The sequence below is a fragment of the Roseateles sp. L2-2 genome (genome assembly GCF_050613215.1).
GTDB classification, from domain to species: domain Bacteria; phylum Pseudomonadota; class Gammaproteobacteria; order Burkholderiales; family Burkholderiaceae_C; genus Roseateles; species Roseateles noduli.
In genome coordinates this window covers 6,244,681-6,258,038 of record NZ_CP192509.1, presented here as the reverse complement: position 1 = coordinate 6,258,038, position 13,358 = coordinate 6,244,681, and the positions used below count along the sequence as shown (strand labels likewise).

The 13,358-nt window shown below is 71.6% G+C and carries 13 protein-coding genes; 2 read left to right on the top strand and 11 right to left on the bottom strand.

Features of this window, described 5'->3' with window-relative positions; genetic code table 11:
* Positions 1-134 precede the first annotated feature (134 nt).
* On the top strand, positions 135-440 hold the full coding sequence (locus ACQZ13_RS27840) for an NIPSNAP family protein (RefSeq protein ID WP_088408557.1): 306 nt from the start codon (positions 135-137) through the stop codon (positions 438-440).
* Positions 441-461: 21 nt separating this feature from the next.
* On the opposite strand, the gene ACQZ13_RS27835 is transcribed toward ACQZ13_RS27840, so the two are convergent.
* The 4 genes from ACQZ13_RS27835 to ACQZ13_RS27820 are packed head-to-tail and all read right to left on the bottom strand — an operon-like array spanning position 462 to position 3,728.
* Positions 462-809: a nuclear transport factor 2 family protein gene (locus ACQZ13_RS27835; RefSeq protein WP_088408556.1), complete on the bottom strand. Its 348-nt coding sequence runs from the start codon at positions 807-809 to the stop codon at positions 462-464.
* 28 nt (positions 810-837) lie between these two features.
* Complete coding sequence (locus ACQZ13_RS27830) at positions 838-2,358, bottom strand: S8 family peptidase (protein WP_431049064.1); 1,521 nt, start codon at positions 2,356-2,358, stop codon at positions 838-840.
* A gap of 3 nt (positions 2,359-2,361) precedes the next feature.
* Positions 2,362-3,108, bottom strand: coding sequence for a zf-HC2 domain-containing protein (locus ACQZ13_RS27825; RefSeq protein ID WP_431049063.1), 747 nt, complete (start codon positions 3,106-3,108; stop codon positions 2,362-2,364).
* The gene (locus ACQZ13_RS27820) at positions 3,105-3,728 is read right to left on the bottom strand and encodes an RNA polymerase sigma factor (protein ID WP_431049062.1); all 624 of its coding nucleotides are present in this window, start codon (positions 3,726-3,728) and stop codon (positions 3,105-3,107) included. Before ACQZ13_RS27820 ends, ACQZ13_RS27825 begins: the two co-directional genes overlap by 4 nt.
* A 52-nt stretch (positions 3,729-3,780) precedes the next feature.
* Here ACQZ13_RS27820 and ACQZ13_RS27815 point away from each other — a divergent pair, with 52 nt between their 5' ends.
* A complete protein-coding gene (locus tag ACQZ13_RS27815; protein WP_431049061.1) occupies positions 3,781-4,518 on the top strand; it encodes a hypothetical protein in 738 nt (245 codons plus the stop codon).
* 209 nt (positions 4,519-4,727) lie between these two features.
* Here the strand turns inward: ACQZ13_RS27815 and trxB are convergent, their stop codons facing one another.
* Genes trxB through ACQZ13_RS27780 form a run of 7 tightly spaced genes read right to left on the bottom strand, consistent with a single transcriptional unit; the run spans position 4,728 to position 13,314 of the window.
* Complete coding sequence (trxB, locus tag ACQZ13_RS27810; RefSeq protein ID WP_431049060.1) at positions 4,728-5,687, bottom strand: thioredoxin-disulfide reductase; 960 nt, start codon at positions 5,685-5,687, stop codon at positions 4,728-4,730.
* 34 nt (positions 5,688-5,721) lie between these two features.
* Positions 5,722-7,674 carry a protein-disulfide reductase DsbD gene (gene dsbD, locus ACQZ13_RS27805; protein WP_431049059.1) on the bottom strand — a complete coding sequence of 651 codons (1,953 nt, stop codon included), beginning with the start codon at positions 7,672-7,674 and terminating at the stop codon, positions 5,722-5,724.
* Positions 7,671-8,597 carry an FAD:protein FMN transferase gene (locus ACQZ13_RS27800; RefSeq protein WP_431049058.1) on the bottom strand — a complete coding sequence of 309 codons (927 nt, stop codon included), beginning with the start codon at positions 8,595-8,597 and terminating at the stop codon, positions 7,671-7,673. The genes dsbD and ACQZ13_RS27800 overlap by 4 nt, the downstream gene beginning before the upstream one ends.
* A gap of 60 nt (positions 8,598-8,657) precedes the next feature.
* A complete protein-coding gene (locus ACQZ13_RS27795) occupies positions 8,658-9,851 on the bottom strand; it encodes a DUF3570 domain-containing protein (protein WP_431049057.1) in 1,194 nt (397 codons plus the stop codon).
* Entirely contained in the window at positions 9,838-10,089 is a 252-nt protein-coding gene (locus ACQZ13_RS27790) for a DUF4266 domain-containing protein (protein ID WP_431049056.1), read from the bottom strand. The genes ACQZ13_RS27795 and ACQZ13_RS27790 overlap by 14 nt, the downstream gene beginning before the upstream one ends.
* A gap of 11 nt (positions 10,090-10,100) precedes the next feature.
* On the bottom strand, positions 10,101-12,902 hold the full coding sequence (locus tag ACQZ13_RS27785) for a choice-of-anchor D domain-containing protein (protein ID WP_431049055.1): 2,802 nt from the start codon (positions 12,900-12,902) through the stop codon (positions 10,101-10,103).
* A 13-nt stretch (positions 12,903-12,915) separates the two neighbouring features.
* Positions 12,916-13,314 (bottom strand): CPBP family glutamic-type intramembrane protease, encoded by a 399-nt coding sequence (locus ACQZ13_RS27780; protein WP_431049054.1) that lies wholly within the window; start codon positions 13,312-13,314, stop codon positions 12,916-12,918.
* Positions 13,315-13,358 lie beyond the last annotated feature (44 nt).

The following is a 13,358-nucleotide window of genomic DNA, read 5'->3' as shown; positions in this document are numbered from 1 at the left end:
GCGTGGTCACGACGGAGCCTACGGAGATCGTCGCGCGCGCGAATCCCTCATCGAGGGGACGCAGGGCTAAAGTGCCGACGCACACGCCGTCGCCCGATGACGTCGTCCGCCATTGAATACACGGACACCCGCCCATGATCACCTGCCACCTCCGCTACGTCATCGATCCGCTCAAGCTCAAGGAGTTCGAGCATTACGGGAAGCTCTGGATCCCGCTCGTCAGGAAGTTCGGCGGCGTGCACCACGGTTACCTGTTGCCCTCGGAAGGCGCCAACGACATCGCGCTGGCCTCGTTCTCGTTCCCGTCGCTGGCGGCCTACGAGGAGTACCGGATCAAGTCCTTCGACGATCCGGAATGCCAGGCCGCGTTCCGGTACGCCGAAGAGACGCGGTGCATCCTCCGATATGAGCGCACCTTCTTCCGGCCCGTGTTCGAGTAAGTCGGCGGGGCGGGTCCGCCGTCAGGTCGGAATCACGAACGCCCTCAACTCGACCATCAACCCGTCACGGAAGCGCCAGACGTCGGCGTAGGCGTTCTGGACCGGCTGGCCGTCCTCGTCCTTGCTTTCGATCGTCCCGAGCGCAATGACGATGTCCCGCTCCGCCACCAGTTCGGTTACGGTGAAGGTGGGCGCCTCGGCGTAGCCGGTCGACATCCATTGCCGGACGGCGGCCTTGCCGTTCAGCGTGTCTTCACCGACCGTCGTCCAGACGATGTCCTCGGCGCAGTACGCCAGGAATCCCTCGGTATCGCCTCGGGTGATGGCGGCGTTGGCGGCCGTCAAAGCGGCCTTGTTGCGATCGGACATGCAGGCTCCTTGGAGAAGAGGAGCCTCCTCAGGGCAAGCTGCGCGCCGCAGACTCGCAATGCAGGCCCGTCACGCCCAACGCCCGCGCGGCCGCGCAGGCGTTGATCGCGCCGGACACGGTCATCGAGCCCAGCAGCGCCCGTTTCAGTCGCTCGGCATCCGCGCCGGGCACCGCCGCGCGCAGCAGCGCGACCACACCCGTCGCATGCGCCGCCGCGAGCGAGCTGCCGGTGTCGATGTCGTAGCCGCCGCCGGGGACCGTCGTCAGCACCGATCGTCCCGGCGCGGCGAGCCAGCCTTCGGCGCCGGAGAGCTCTCCCGTGCTGGCCACGACCAGCGCGCCGGGCACCTCGCTCGGAAAGCCCTTGCCGAGCCGCCCCGGCGGCGCCGCCGCGACGAGCACCGCGCCGCGCGACTGCGCATGCTGGGCGAGCTTCGACAGCAGCGGGTCGCTCGGACCGCCGAGGCTCAGGTTGATCACGTCCGCGCCGTCGGCGATCGCCGCGCCCAGCGCCTGCGCCAGGGTGAACGAGTTGCAGCGCGCCGGCGCCGGCCCGGCGTCCGCGCCCGCACGCGCGACGTCCGTCCAGCAGGCGCGATAGCTCGTCATCACCGCGCCCGGCGCGACGCCGACGATGCCCTGCCGGTTGTTCACCTTCGCCGCGATGAGGCCCATCACCTCGGTGCCGTGGCGCTCCGGCACCGCGTCGACCTGCGCGCCGCCGCCGGCGACGTAGTCCCGCTGGCCCGAGACCTGTCCGAGCAGATCGGGGTGCCGCGCGTCGACGCCGGTGTCGATCACCGCAACCTTCACGCGTGCCCCGACGCTGACCTGCTGCAGGGCCGCCGTGGACATCTGCTGGAAGCCCTTCTGCAGACCGAAGTAGGGATCGTTGTAGAGGGCTGTCGGGGAAGACGTCCCCGGCGGTGGAGCGAGCGGCGGCGCAGGCGACGGAACGATCGCCGGTGTCGTTGTCGGCGCGGTTCCCGGCGCGGTCGGCGCGGGCGTCGGCGCCTCCAGCGCGGGGCCGCCCAGCGTCTCGAATTCGTTGAGCGGCTGCGCGAGCTTGACGCGTGCATCCTGGCGCAGGCGGGCCAGCACGACGTCGGCGTCATCGCCCTCGCTCAACGCGTAGAGCATGCAGCGCAGGTTCAGCGGCGCGATGGTCCACGCGGCCCGCTCACGGAGCTTGTACTCGCGGGCGAGCGCCTCGGACATCGCCATGGCCCGCGCGCTCCCCGCGTAACCCGCCATCCGGCGGTAGTCGCCGCGCGCCGATCCGCCGGCGCCCGGCAACGGTTCGCCGCGGTCTTCGACGGCCAGGATGATGAGGCGGCCTTCCGGCGTCGCCGACGTTGCCGACGTTGCCGGCGATGCGGCGGGTGCCGTCGGCGTGGTCGACGCGATCGACGACGTCGCGGGCGCGGCCGTTCCCGTGTCTGCCGCGACGGTCTCGGCGCGTGCCGCGAGGCTCAACGCGAGCGCCGCCGTCAAGGCGGCCAAGGTCGAAGCGACAAGACCGAGACCGCGAGCGATCGAAGCAGGCATCGCTCAGCGCCCCGGTGCCGCGGCGCCGACCGGCTCCGCGAGCAGCACGCCCGGTTCCGCGCGCAGCCGCTCCACCATCGCGGGGACGGCCTCCACCGGCGCCGGCTGGAGCGGCGCCAGCAGCAGGCTGCTGGCGTCCTCGTCCGCGCCGACGATCCTCAGGCCGTGGTGCGTCAGCACCTGGCGCAGCCGGCCCATGTCGACGCGCTCCTCAGGCACCAGCCGGACGACCGCGCCGGCGGGCAGCACGGCCGGCTGGCTCAGCGTCACGTAGTCGGCAGGCGGATGGCCGTCGGTCCACAGGCGCAGACCGAGCACGCACATCGCGACCGCCTGCACCGCCACCGCCGCCGTCAGCCAGCGCGTGAGGCGCGAGCCGCCATCGTTGGCCGACGAACCGCGAGCGCCTTCCACCGGCGTCACCGGACCCGCGTCGCGATCGCGCGCCCACAGGCGGTCCAGACCGGCCTGGATGGCGGCCTCGTCGGCGTCTGCAGCGCCCGCCGCGTGCGGCGCATCCTGCATGCCGCGATGGATGTTGCGCTGGAGCTCCAGCTCCTCGCGGCAATGCGCGCAGTGCGGCAGATGCGCCTGCACCAGGCGGCGCTGCTCGGGCGTGGCCGTGCCGGCCACGACCCAGGCGATCGCGTCCCACACCTGGCGGTGCTCGTTGGGTTGGCCCAGGGCCGGATCGCCTGCAGGACTGTCGGGACCCGCGAAGCGGTCGGAGGGAGCATCGTGGGAAGTCATCGGATCGGTCCTTCAGTGCCGCTGGCCGGGGAGATCTCGCCGCCCAGCTCGGGCAGCACGTTGCGCAGCCGCACGCGCGCATGGAACATGCGGGCCTTCACGGTGCCGGTGGCGCAATTCATGATGCGGGCGATGTCCTCGCAGGTCTCGCCCAGGTAGTACGCCAGCTCCAGCGTCACCCGCTGTTCCACCGGCAGCGCGGCCAGGCCCCGCGACACCCAGTCGCGCAGCTCGCGGTCGACGGCCTCGTTGACGCGGGGCTCGGCCATCGCCAGCTCGGTCTCGTTCACCGAGGACGCGTTGATCTCCTGCGCCGTCACGCCGTCGCGCAGCGCCTTCAGCATGCAGCGGTAGGCGATGCCGTGGATCCAGGTCGAGACCCGCGACTCGCCGCGGAAGTTGCCGGCGGTGCGCCACACGATCCACAGGGTGTCGTTGACGACCTCCTCGGCCAGGTCGGGCCGGCCGCAGCTGCGCAGCACGAAGCGCGACAGCCGCGGCTGGCAGTGCCGGTACAGCTGCTCGAAAGCCGACCGGTCGCCGGCCGCGGCGGCCTGCAGCCAGACACGCAGACGCGACTCGGCGGCCGTGTCCGCTTCATTCGGAACAGGTTGAAACATGGGCGACTGATTTCTGCAGAAGTGTCCCTCATGGGTGCCAGAATCGCCGCCGATGGTTGCCGTGCCCCCAAAAAAACTCGACCGGGCCTTCGCCCGAACCCTCGCCCTCCTGGCGTCGGGCCTCGTCGCGTCGGGGGCCGCCAGCGCCCAGAACTGGGGCGGCACGGTGTCGGTCGTGTCGGAGCGCGTGTCGCGCGGTATCAGCCTCAGCGGCGATGAACCGGGCGCCACCGCCGACCTGTACTACCGCGACGACCGCAACTGGAGCCTGGGCCTCGGGCTGGGCTCCATGCACATGCGCAACGGGGCGAAGGCGGAGGCGATCCTCTCCGCGACGCGGTGGTGGCAGATCGACGACAGGCGCGTGGTGACGCTGTCCGGGGCGCATTACGCCTACGCCGGCGGCGGCAACGCGGACCGGCTGCGCTACAGCGAGCTGTCGCTGGGCGGGCTGTGGGACGCGGCGGAATGGGGGCAGTGGGGCGCGACGGTGTCGGTGTCGCCGGACCTGGCGGCGTACTCGTCGTGGGGCTACCTCGGCCATCGCGGCGCGACCATCGCGGAACTGACCTGGCACCGGCGCCTCGTCGACGCGCTGGCGGCCGACGTGGGCTGGGGCATGGTCTCGAACTGGGGCCACGGCAGCGGCTCCTACCGCTTCGCCAACGCTGGGTTGGCGTACACCGTCGGGGACTGGCGCTTCAGCGTGTCGCGGCTCTACAGCTCGCTGCCGCAACGCGGCGACCCGTCGCTGCAGCGCTGGGTCGCCGGGGTGGCCTGGTCGTTCTGAGACCTCGATCGCTGACATCCTCTGACTGCCGAGTCTGCTGGCCCTCACCCCCGCCCTCTCCCGCAAGCGGGAGAGGGAGTGAGAATGCACCGAGCCATCCGCAGCAGGAGCTGGAGCAGGGGCGAGCCATCCCGAGCAGGAGCACTGGGGTGGCCCCCTCTCCCGCACCGCGGGAGAGGGTGGGGGTGAGGGCCAGCGGCCTCACGCAGTCAGCCGGACTGCTGCTCGAGGAACCGCTGCGCATCGAGCGCCGCCATGCAGCCCGTGCCGGCGCTGGTGATCGCCTGCCGATAGACGTGGTCCTGCACGTCACCGGCCGCGAACACGCCCGGCACGCTGGTCATCGTGGCAAACCCCTCCGACCCGCTGCGCGTCAGCACATAGCCGTCGCGCAGCTCGATCTGGCCGCGGAAGATCTCCGTGTTGGGCTTGTGACCGATCGCGATGAAGCAGCCCTGCAGCTTCACATCCGTCGTCGCGCCGTCCTGCGTGCTCCTGATGCGGACGCCGTTCACGCCGCCTGCATCACCGAGTACCTCTTCCAAGGTATGGAACACATGCAGCTCGATCTTGCCCGCCTTGACCTTGTCCATCAGCTTGTCGACCAGGATGGGCTCCGCGCGGAACTTGTCGCGACGATGGATCAGATGCACCTTGCTGGCGATGTTGGACAGGTACAGCGCTTCCTCGACGGCCGTGTTGCCGCCGCCGACCACGCAGACGTCCTGCTCGCGATAGAAGAAGCCGTCGCAGGTGGCGCAGGCGCTGACGCCGCGGCCCATGAAGGCTTCCTCGGACGGCAGTCCCAGGTATTGCGCCGAAGCGCCGGTGGCGAGGACCACCGCGTCCGCCGTGTAGACCGCGCTGTCGCCGGTCAGCGTGAACGGCCGCCTGGAGAAGTCGACGCTGTTGATGTGATCGAACACGATCTCGGTCTGGAAGCGTTCCGCATGCTCCTGGAAGCGCTTCATCAGCTCCGGACCCTGCACGCCCATCACGTCGGCCGGCCAGTTGTCGACCTCGGTGGTGGTCATCAACTGACCCCCTTGCGCGATGCCGGTGACGAGCAGCGGTTTCAGGTTGGCGCGGGCGGCGTAGAGCGCGGCGGTGTAGCCGGCGGGGCCCGAGCCGAGGATCAGCAGGGCGGTGTGGCGTTGGGGGAGGCTCATGTCGGTTCTGCTCGGCGTGTCTTGACGTGGCGGATCACAGCTTGGCGCGGTCCAGGCGCTGGGCGAATTCATCGGCCGGCAGGAAGCCGATCGTGCGCGCGGCGGCGAGTTCCTTCCCCTGCGGATCGAAGAACAGGATCCCCGGCGGGCCGAACAGCTGGAAGCGCTTGAGCAGCGCCTTCGCCTCGGCGCTGTTGGCCGTCACGTCGGCCTGCAGCAGGCGCGCGTTGCGCAGCCGCGTGGCGATGGCGGGGTCGGAGAAGGTGAGGTGCTCCATCTCCTTGCAGGCGACGCACCAGTCGGCGTAGAAGTCCAGCATCACCGGACGGTCCGAGGAGGCGAGCGCCGCGTCCAGCTGCGCCACCGTGGTGATGCGCTCGAACGCGGGCGCCTGGCCGGGACGCGAGGCGGCTTCGGCGCTCGCCATCGGCAGACCGCCGACGGAGGTCCGCGCCAGATGACGCAGCGGCATCAGCACGCTGTCGCCGCCGGAGAGCGCGCCGCCGATCATCGCGGCGGACCACAGCGCAACCAACGCACCGCCTGCCTTGAGGGCGCGGGGCCGTCCGGATTCGAAGGCGCCCAGGCAGATCGCCGCGATCAGCGCGACGGCGCCGATCAGGAACATCAGCGCGCCGGTCGGCAGCACCGGCGAGACCAGCCACAGCGCGACCGCGATCAGCAGCAGGCCGAAGAAGGTCTTCACATGCTCCATCCAGCGGCCCGCGCGCGGCAGCAGCGTGCCGGCGGACAGCCCGAGCAGCAACAGCGGCACGCTCATGCCGCAGGCCAGCGCGAACAGCGCGGAGCCGCCCAGCACCACGTCGCGGGTCTGGCTGATGTAGACGAGCGCGCCGGCCAGCGGCGCCGCGACGCAGGGTCCGACCAGCAGCGCCGACAGCCCGCCCATCAGGAACACGCCGACATGCTTGCCGCCCTTGATCTGGTTGGAGGCGTTGTTGACGCGGTCCTGGATGAAGCCGGGCATCTGGAATTCCCAGACCCCGAACATCGACAGCGCCAGCACCGACAGCAGCAGCGCGAAGCTGCCGAGCACCCAGGGGTTCTGCAGCGCGGCGGCGAAGCCGGAGCCGAGCAGGCCGGCGACGATGCCGGCGGTGGTGTAGACCATCGCCATGCCCAGCGAGTACGCGACGGCGAGCGAGAAGCCGCGCGCCCGCGAGACCGGCGCGCCCTGGCCGACGATGATCGACGACAGGATCGGGAGCATCGGCAGCACGCACGGCGTGAAGGAGAGCAGTAATCCGCCGAGCAGGAACATGCCGACGACGCGCAGCAGGCTGCCGGACTGGAGCGCGGCGGCGCTGCCGTCGACGGGGGCCTGATCGGCGGCGGTCGATGTGGCCGAGGTCGACGGGCCTGTCGCCGACGTCGCGGCGGAGGCTCCCGGAGACGTCGACGCCGTCGGCGCGGCGGGGCTGCCGGAACCCGTCGGCGCGGCGTCCTCGATCGGCGCCGAGAGCGCGTCCGGCTGGGCCTCCCAGCGAGCCTTGAGCAGGCCGTCGCCGCCGCGCTCCAGGTGCACCAGCGCCTGCTGCGGCGGATAGCAGAGCCCGCGATCCGCGCAGCCCTGATAGCGCACGGTCAGCGTCTCGGGCACGGCGCCCTGCGGCAGCGGCTGCACGACGCGGATGGCGTCGGCCCACAGCGTCATGTTCTTGTTGAAATTCGGATCGAAGACCGTCTTGCCGGCCGGCAGTCCCGGCGCGGGCAGCGCGGCGCCGTCGGCTTCGATCGCGAAGCGCTCGCGGTACAGGTGGTAGCCGGCCGCGATGTCGAATTCGACGACCACGTTGCCGGCGACCCCGCCGTCGGCGGGCGCCTGGATGCGGGCCCGGCCCGGGAAGGCCTGGGTGGGCTCCAGGAACGCCGGTTGATCGACCGCCGCGAGGGCGGGCCCGGGGGCGGTGACGGCCAGCGCGAACGCGGCCGCCGCACCGGCGAGGAAGGTGGTGAGCAGTCTCATGGCGAGGTCGGAAGTGGGATCAGTTGTTCGGGGTCGTGCGTGCGGACCTGGCCATCGGCGTCGACGAGCAGGAAACCGACGCCGGGCGTGCTGAGTCGGGAAGGGGCGGGGGCGCCGATCAGCATGGCCATCGTGGCCAGCGCGCCGGCGGCGACGCACAGCGGCGCAACGACGCTGACGGCCTGCCAGTGGCGGACCGGCTGGCCGCTGCGCGGATCGAGGATGTGGCAGCAGCGGCGGCCGTCGCGGGTGATGAAGAAGCGCTCGTAGTCGCCGCTGGTGGCGAGCGCGCCGTAGCGGACGGGGATGCGGGCGCAGACCTCGTCCTCGCGGCGCGGATGCCGGATCGCGAAGACCCAGGGCTGGCCGTCGGGACGCGGGCCGACGACGCGGATGTCGCCGCCGAGGTTGACGAAGCCGTGGCGGATGCCGAGGCCGCGCAGCACGGCGACGGCGCGATCGGCGGCGTACTCCTTGCCGATGCCGCCGAAGTCGATCTCCATGCCGGCCTGCGGCAGCGCGATGGTGCGGCCGTCCCACTGCGCGCGGTGCCAGCCGACGCGCTGGAGCTGCACGGCCAGCGCGTCCCGCGTGGGTTCGCGGCCGGCCTTGAAGTCCCAGATGCGGCGCAGGCAGCCGCTGGTGATGTCGAAGAGGCCGTCGCTCTGCCGGTGCAGCTCGGCGGCGAAGTTCAGCAGCTGCGCCGTCTCGTCGTCGACCGCGACGGCGTTGCGGCCGGCGCGGGCGTTGATCGCGGAGATCACGCTGTCCTCGCGATAGCGCGAGTACTTGCGCTCGATGCGGCGCACCTCGGCCTCGGCCGCCTCACAGGCGTCGGCGGCCGCATCCGGCGCCGCGCCGCCGAGCACGATCTCGTTGGGGGACGCCATCGCGGTGAAGGCATGGCGGTGCACGGACCACATGGGGCGCTCGTCGTCTCGTTGATGGATGGCGTTCGTCGGTCCGGGGCGTCGCCCTGTTCGTCAGAACCTGTGGGAGAGCCCGACCTGCAGCCAGTCGGCCTGGAAGCGGTCCAGCCCCGGCGAGCCGCTGCCGCCCAGTCGCCACGAGGCGCGCTGTTCGTAGTGCTCCAGGCTCAGGTCGGCGGTCCAGTTCGGCGCGATGTCGTAGGCGACCTTCATCCCGACGGTGACGGCGCCGAAGGCGGAGAGACGCTGGTCGGGGGACAGGTATTGCGGCGAGGTCGCCGTGTAGCCGGGCGGCAGCGGTGCGCCGAGGGCGGCGTCGTAGACCGGGTCGTAATAGAACTTCGCCGCGCGCTGCGTCGTGTAGCGCAGCGACGGGGTCAGCGTCCAGCCGCCGGACAGGGGCTGCACCCACGCCGATTCCAGCGTGTTGGCGCGCACGCCGAAGCTGTCGGCGTAGTAGCGCCAGCTGCTGCGCAGCGTGGCCTTCCAGTCGGTGAAATGGTGGTTCCAGCGCGTCATCAGCGTGTACTGCTCGCGCCGGTCGGGACGACGGTCGGGGAACTTGTACGGGTCCGAGTACATGCCGTGACCCCAGTTCGCACCGAGACTGAGCTGGACCAGGTCCACCGCCGTCCAGGCCTGCGTCACGCCGACGGTCAGCTGCGTGGTGTTCCGGCCGCGGCTGAGTGTGGGATCGTCGGAGGAACCGATCCAGTCGTCGCTGAAGGCCGCGCCGATGTTCCAGGTGGTGTTGTTGTCCTCGCTGGAGCGGCGGTAGCCGGCGGAGACGGTGCGCGAGCGGTAGTCGTGTTCGGTCGAGTACGCGGCGCCCAGCGACCAGGCGTCGCGGTCGTTGTAGCGGGTGACCTGGACGTCGCCGGCCTTGCGGGTCTCGTCGAGCCGCGAGGCGCCGGAGACGGCGCTGTGATAGCGCGGCGACGCGCCGGAGACGCTGTCGTTGACGAGCGAGCCTTCGACCGACCAGCGGCCGGCGACCGGCACCATCAGGTAGACCGACGGGGCGGTGACCTTGATCCGGTCGAAGCCGGGCTGGCGGTCGCGGTAGTGCAGCAGCTTGACGGACATCTCCGCCTGTTCGGGCGGTGTCTCGGCGAGGGCCGGGGCCTGCAGGCCGGGCAGCAGCATCGCCGCGGCCAGCACGCCGCCCCAGGTGCTCCGGCTGCCGCCGGCGTTCGCGTTGGTGTCCACGGTCATGTCGGGGGTCAGGTCGTCCTCAGTTGCAGCCACAACCACCTCCTCCGACGCCGTTGCCGCCGGACGCGTTTTCCTTGCTCGTGTAGATGTGCTGCGCGAAGCGGTCGCCGAGGACGTCGCCGCCCATCGTCATCTCGGGACGGGCGAGGGCGCCCTTCTCCCAGGGTTGGGGCGGCTGCATGGCGCAGCCGGAACTCGCGAGCGCGATCAGCGCGCCCACGGCGGCCATCGCGCCGCGCGCACGGCGGCGCGGGAGGGAAACTGCTCTCATCGGGATCTCCTTCAAGACTTCTTCAGCGCAGCGGCGATGCGCGCTTCGAGGTCGGCTTCGTCCTCTTCACGGAAGCCGCTGTGCTGCAGCAGCACGCGACCGTCAGGACCGAGCAGCACCGAACTCGGCATCGCCCGCACACCGACCCGTTTGGCCGAATCGCCCTTCGGATCGAAACCCAGCGAGACGCTGGCCGGCACCTCCTTGAGGAAGGCCATCGCATCCGCGCGGCTCGCGTCCAGATTCACCGCGACGATGCGCAGACCCTGCGGGCCGTACTTCGCCTGCATGCGGTTCATCCACGGGAAAGACTGGCGGCACGGGCCGCACCACGAAGCCCAGAAGTCGACGTAGGTCACCTTGGCCTTGCCGTCGTGCAGCGTCAGCGGCGCGCCGTCTGCGCTCGGGACAGTTGTGACGGGGAGAGGCTGGCCGACCTCGGCCGCTTGCGCATCCGTCGGGGCCGAAGACAGGACCGCCGCAGTCGCGATGGCAGTCAGCGCCAGCGGGGTCGCCTTGACGAAGGCCGAACGGACTGCACGACGCCAAGCGCGGGCACTCCACGACGCAGGGGGCATCCCTCCGGGAACCCCCAGCATCATTCCGGCCCCAGCAGCACCCGCTGCCTGCTCGTTCTTCGATGCGCTCGCGGTCTGCTCGAATGCCTTGGCCACATCGCTCGACAGATGCACGGCACCCTCTTGGCCCCCTCTCCCGCACCGCGGGAGAGGGCGGGGGGTGAGGGCTGGGCTCGTCGCAGTGCGGCGACGCCACAGGATCAACGCAGAGAGCGCTGCCATCACCAGCAGCAACGGATCGGCCGCACCGGTGCCGGAACCGATCGTGCAACCACCGCCGCCGCTGTTCGACGATTCGGTGCTGCGCGGCGCGCCGCGCAGCGCGATGGTCGCCGTGGCCGGCGTCATGTCGCCTTGCACGGTGAGCGTGCCGGTGTCAGTGCCGGTCGGCGCCGAAGCCGCGGTGCCCGCACCCAGCCAGCGCAGCGTGACCTGGCAGTTCGCACCGGGCTGCACGGTGAACGGCGCCGCGCCGCAGGCGTTGGTGCCGCCGGCATCGATCGTGAAGCGGGCACTGTCGACGCTCAGGGCGCTGATGTGCAGGACGCCGGCGCCGCTGTTGGTCAGCGTCAGCGGCCGACCGTTCGTGTCCGTCGGTCCGAAGTCGAGCGAGGTGGCGGACAACTGCAGGGCCGGTTGCGGCGGAGCCGCACCGACGCCGGTCAGCGTCAGCGGGGCGGGCAGCGAGGCGTTGTCGGCGACGACCGCAGCCGTGGCCGCACGCGTGCCGACGCCGCGCGGGCTGAAGCCGATGGCGAGGTCGCAGCTGCCGCCGACCGCGAGCGCGGCACCGGCCGTGCAGGTGGACGTCGTGTCGACGCGGTAGTCGGCGGCGGCATCGCCGGCGAAGGCGAAGCTGCCCAGCGTGGCGGCGACGTCGCCGGTGTTGCTCAGCGTGAAGTGCTTGAGACCGCCGTCGGCGCCCATGGTGACGGTGCCGAAGTCGGCGCTGGTCGCCGCGGTCCAGACCAGGATCGGGGTGTTGGCGAGGACACCGCTGCCGCTCAGCGCGACCGCCTGCGGGGACGCCGCGGCGTTGCTCGTCAGCGCGAGCGTACCGGTCGCTGCGCCCGCGCCGGTGGGCACGAAGCTGACGTTGACGGCACAGGTGCCGCCGGCAGGCACGCCGCCGCTGCAGGTGTCGGTGGTCGAGAACGGGCCGGTGGCGGCGATGCCGCTGAAGGTGAGCGCGGCGTTGCCGGTGTTGGAGACGGTGACGGTCTGCGCGGTGCTGGTCTTGCCGACGGACAGGGCGCCGAAGGTGAGCGCCGTGGTCGACAGCGAGGAGACCGGGGTGGGTTGCGCCTGGCCGGTGCCGGTCATGGCGATGTTGACGTTGGCGGTGGCGTTGTTGGCCGTGGGCGCGATCGCCGCGACGGCCAGCGTGGCGGCGCGGGCACCGGTCGCGGTCGGGGCGAAGGTGGCGGTGACGGTGCAGTTGGCGCCGACAGCCAGTGGCGTGCCGACGGCGCAGCTGCCGCCGCGGGTGAAGTCGCCGGCGTTGGCGCCGGTGATGCCGATGCTGCTGAAGTCCAGGGACGCGGTGCCGGTATTGCTCAGCGTGACGGTGCGCGCGGCGGAGGCGCTGGCCAGGGGCTGGTTGCCGAAGGCGAGGGTGGTGGCGTCGGCGGAGAGCACCGCCGTCAAGGTGACGTTGGCGGTGCCGCTGAGCGCGATGGGAATAGGCGTGGAGATGCCGTTGTGGCTGAGGGTGAGCGCGCCGCTGCGCGCGCCGGCGGCGGTGGGCCGGAAGACGACGCCGACGGTGCAGCTGGTGCCGGCAGGCACGGAGGTGCCGCAGGAGCCACCCTGGACCGCGAAGTCGCCGCTGGCGACCGCGGAGAGGTTGCCGAGCGCGGCGAGGCGGCTGGCGCTGACGGTGAGGGTGGAGACGGCGCTGGTCGCGCCGACGGCGGTCTGCGCGAAGCTGATCGAGGAGGGCGAGTTGCCGAGGTAGGCGGCGATGTTGGCGATGTCGGTGGCGGAGACGGCGCCGCCGACGCCGGCCATCTGCGGGATGGTGTTGATCGCGTTCTGGATCATCGCGGGGTTGTTGCGGCCGCGGTCGACGACGGCCGTGGAGGCCACCGTGTGGCAGGCGGCGCAGACCTGCGAGAAGCGGGCCTGGCCGGCGACGGGGTCGGCGGCGAAGGCGGGACCCGCGAGGACCGCGGCCGTGATCGCAAGGGTCGCGACGATCGCGCCGGGAAGGGCGCTGCGCAAGGGAAGGGTCATGGCGGAAGCCTCGTCAGGATGAAGAGAGAGGGGGTGTGAGCAGCGGAAGCAGCGTCGGCGCCGCGAGCAGCCAGCAGGCGTTGAAGCCGGCGTGCCAGGCGATGCAGCGGGGGAGCGAGCGATGTCGTCGATAGCTGAGACCGATCCACCACGCCGGCCCGGCGGTGGCGAGCGCGAGCAGCATCGAGGGAAGCGCCGGCGCGGGCGTGACGACGGCGAGCACGATGGCGTGCGCGGCGCCGAAGGCGAGCGCGGTGAGCACGACGGCATGGCGCCGCGCGGCGGCGGCGCGCGCGGTCGACAGCCGCTCCTGGAGGCCGAGCCGGAAGAGGATCTCTTCGAAGCAGGGCACGAGCAGGAGCTGCCGGAGAACGACGTCCCAGGGGATCGGGACGGGGAAGAGGAACGGCATGGGCGCGGCGGAATATCACGCAGGGGTTCTGCGTAGGTGCCGGC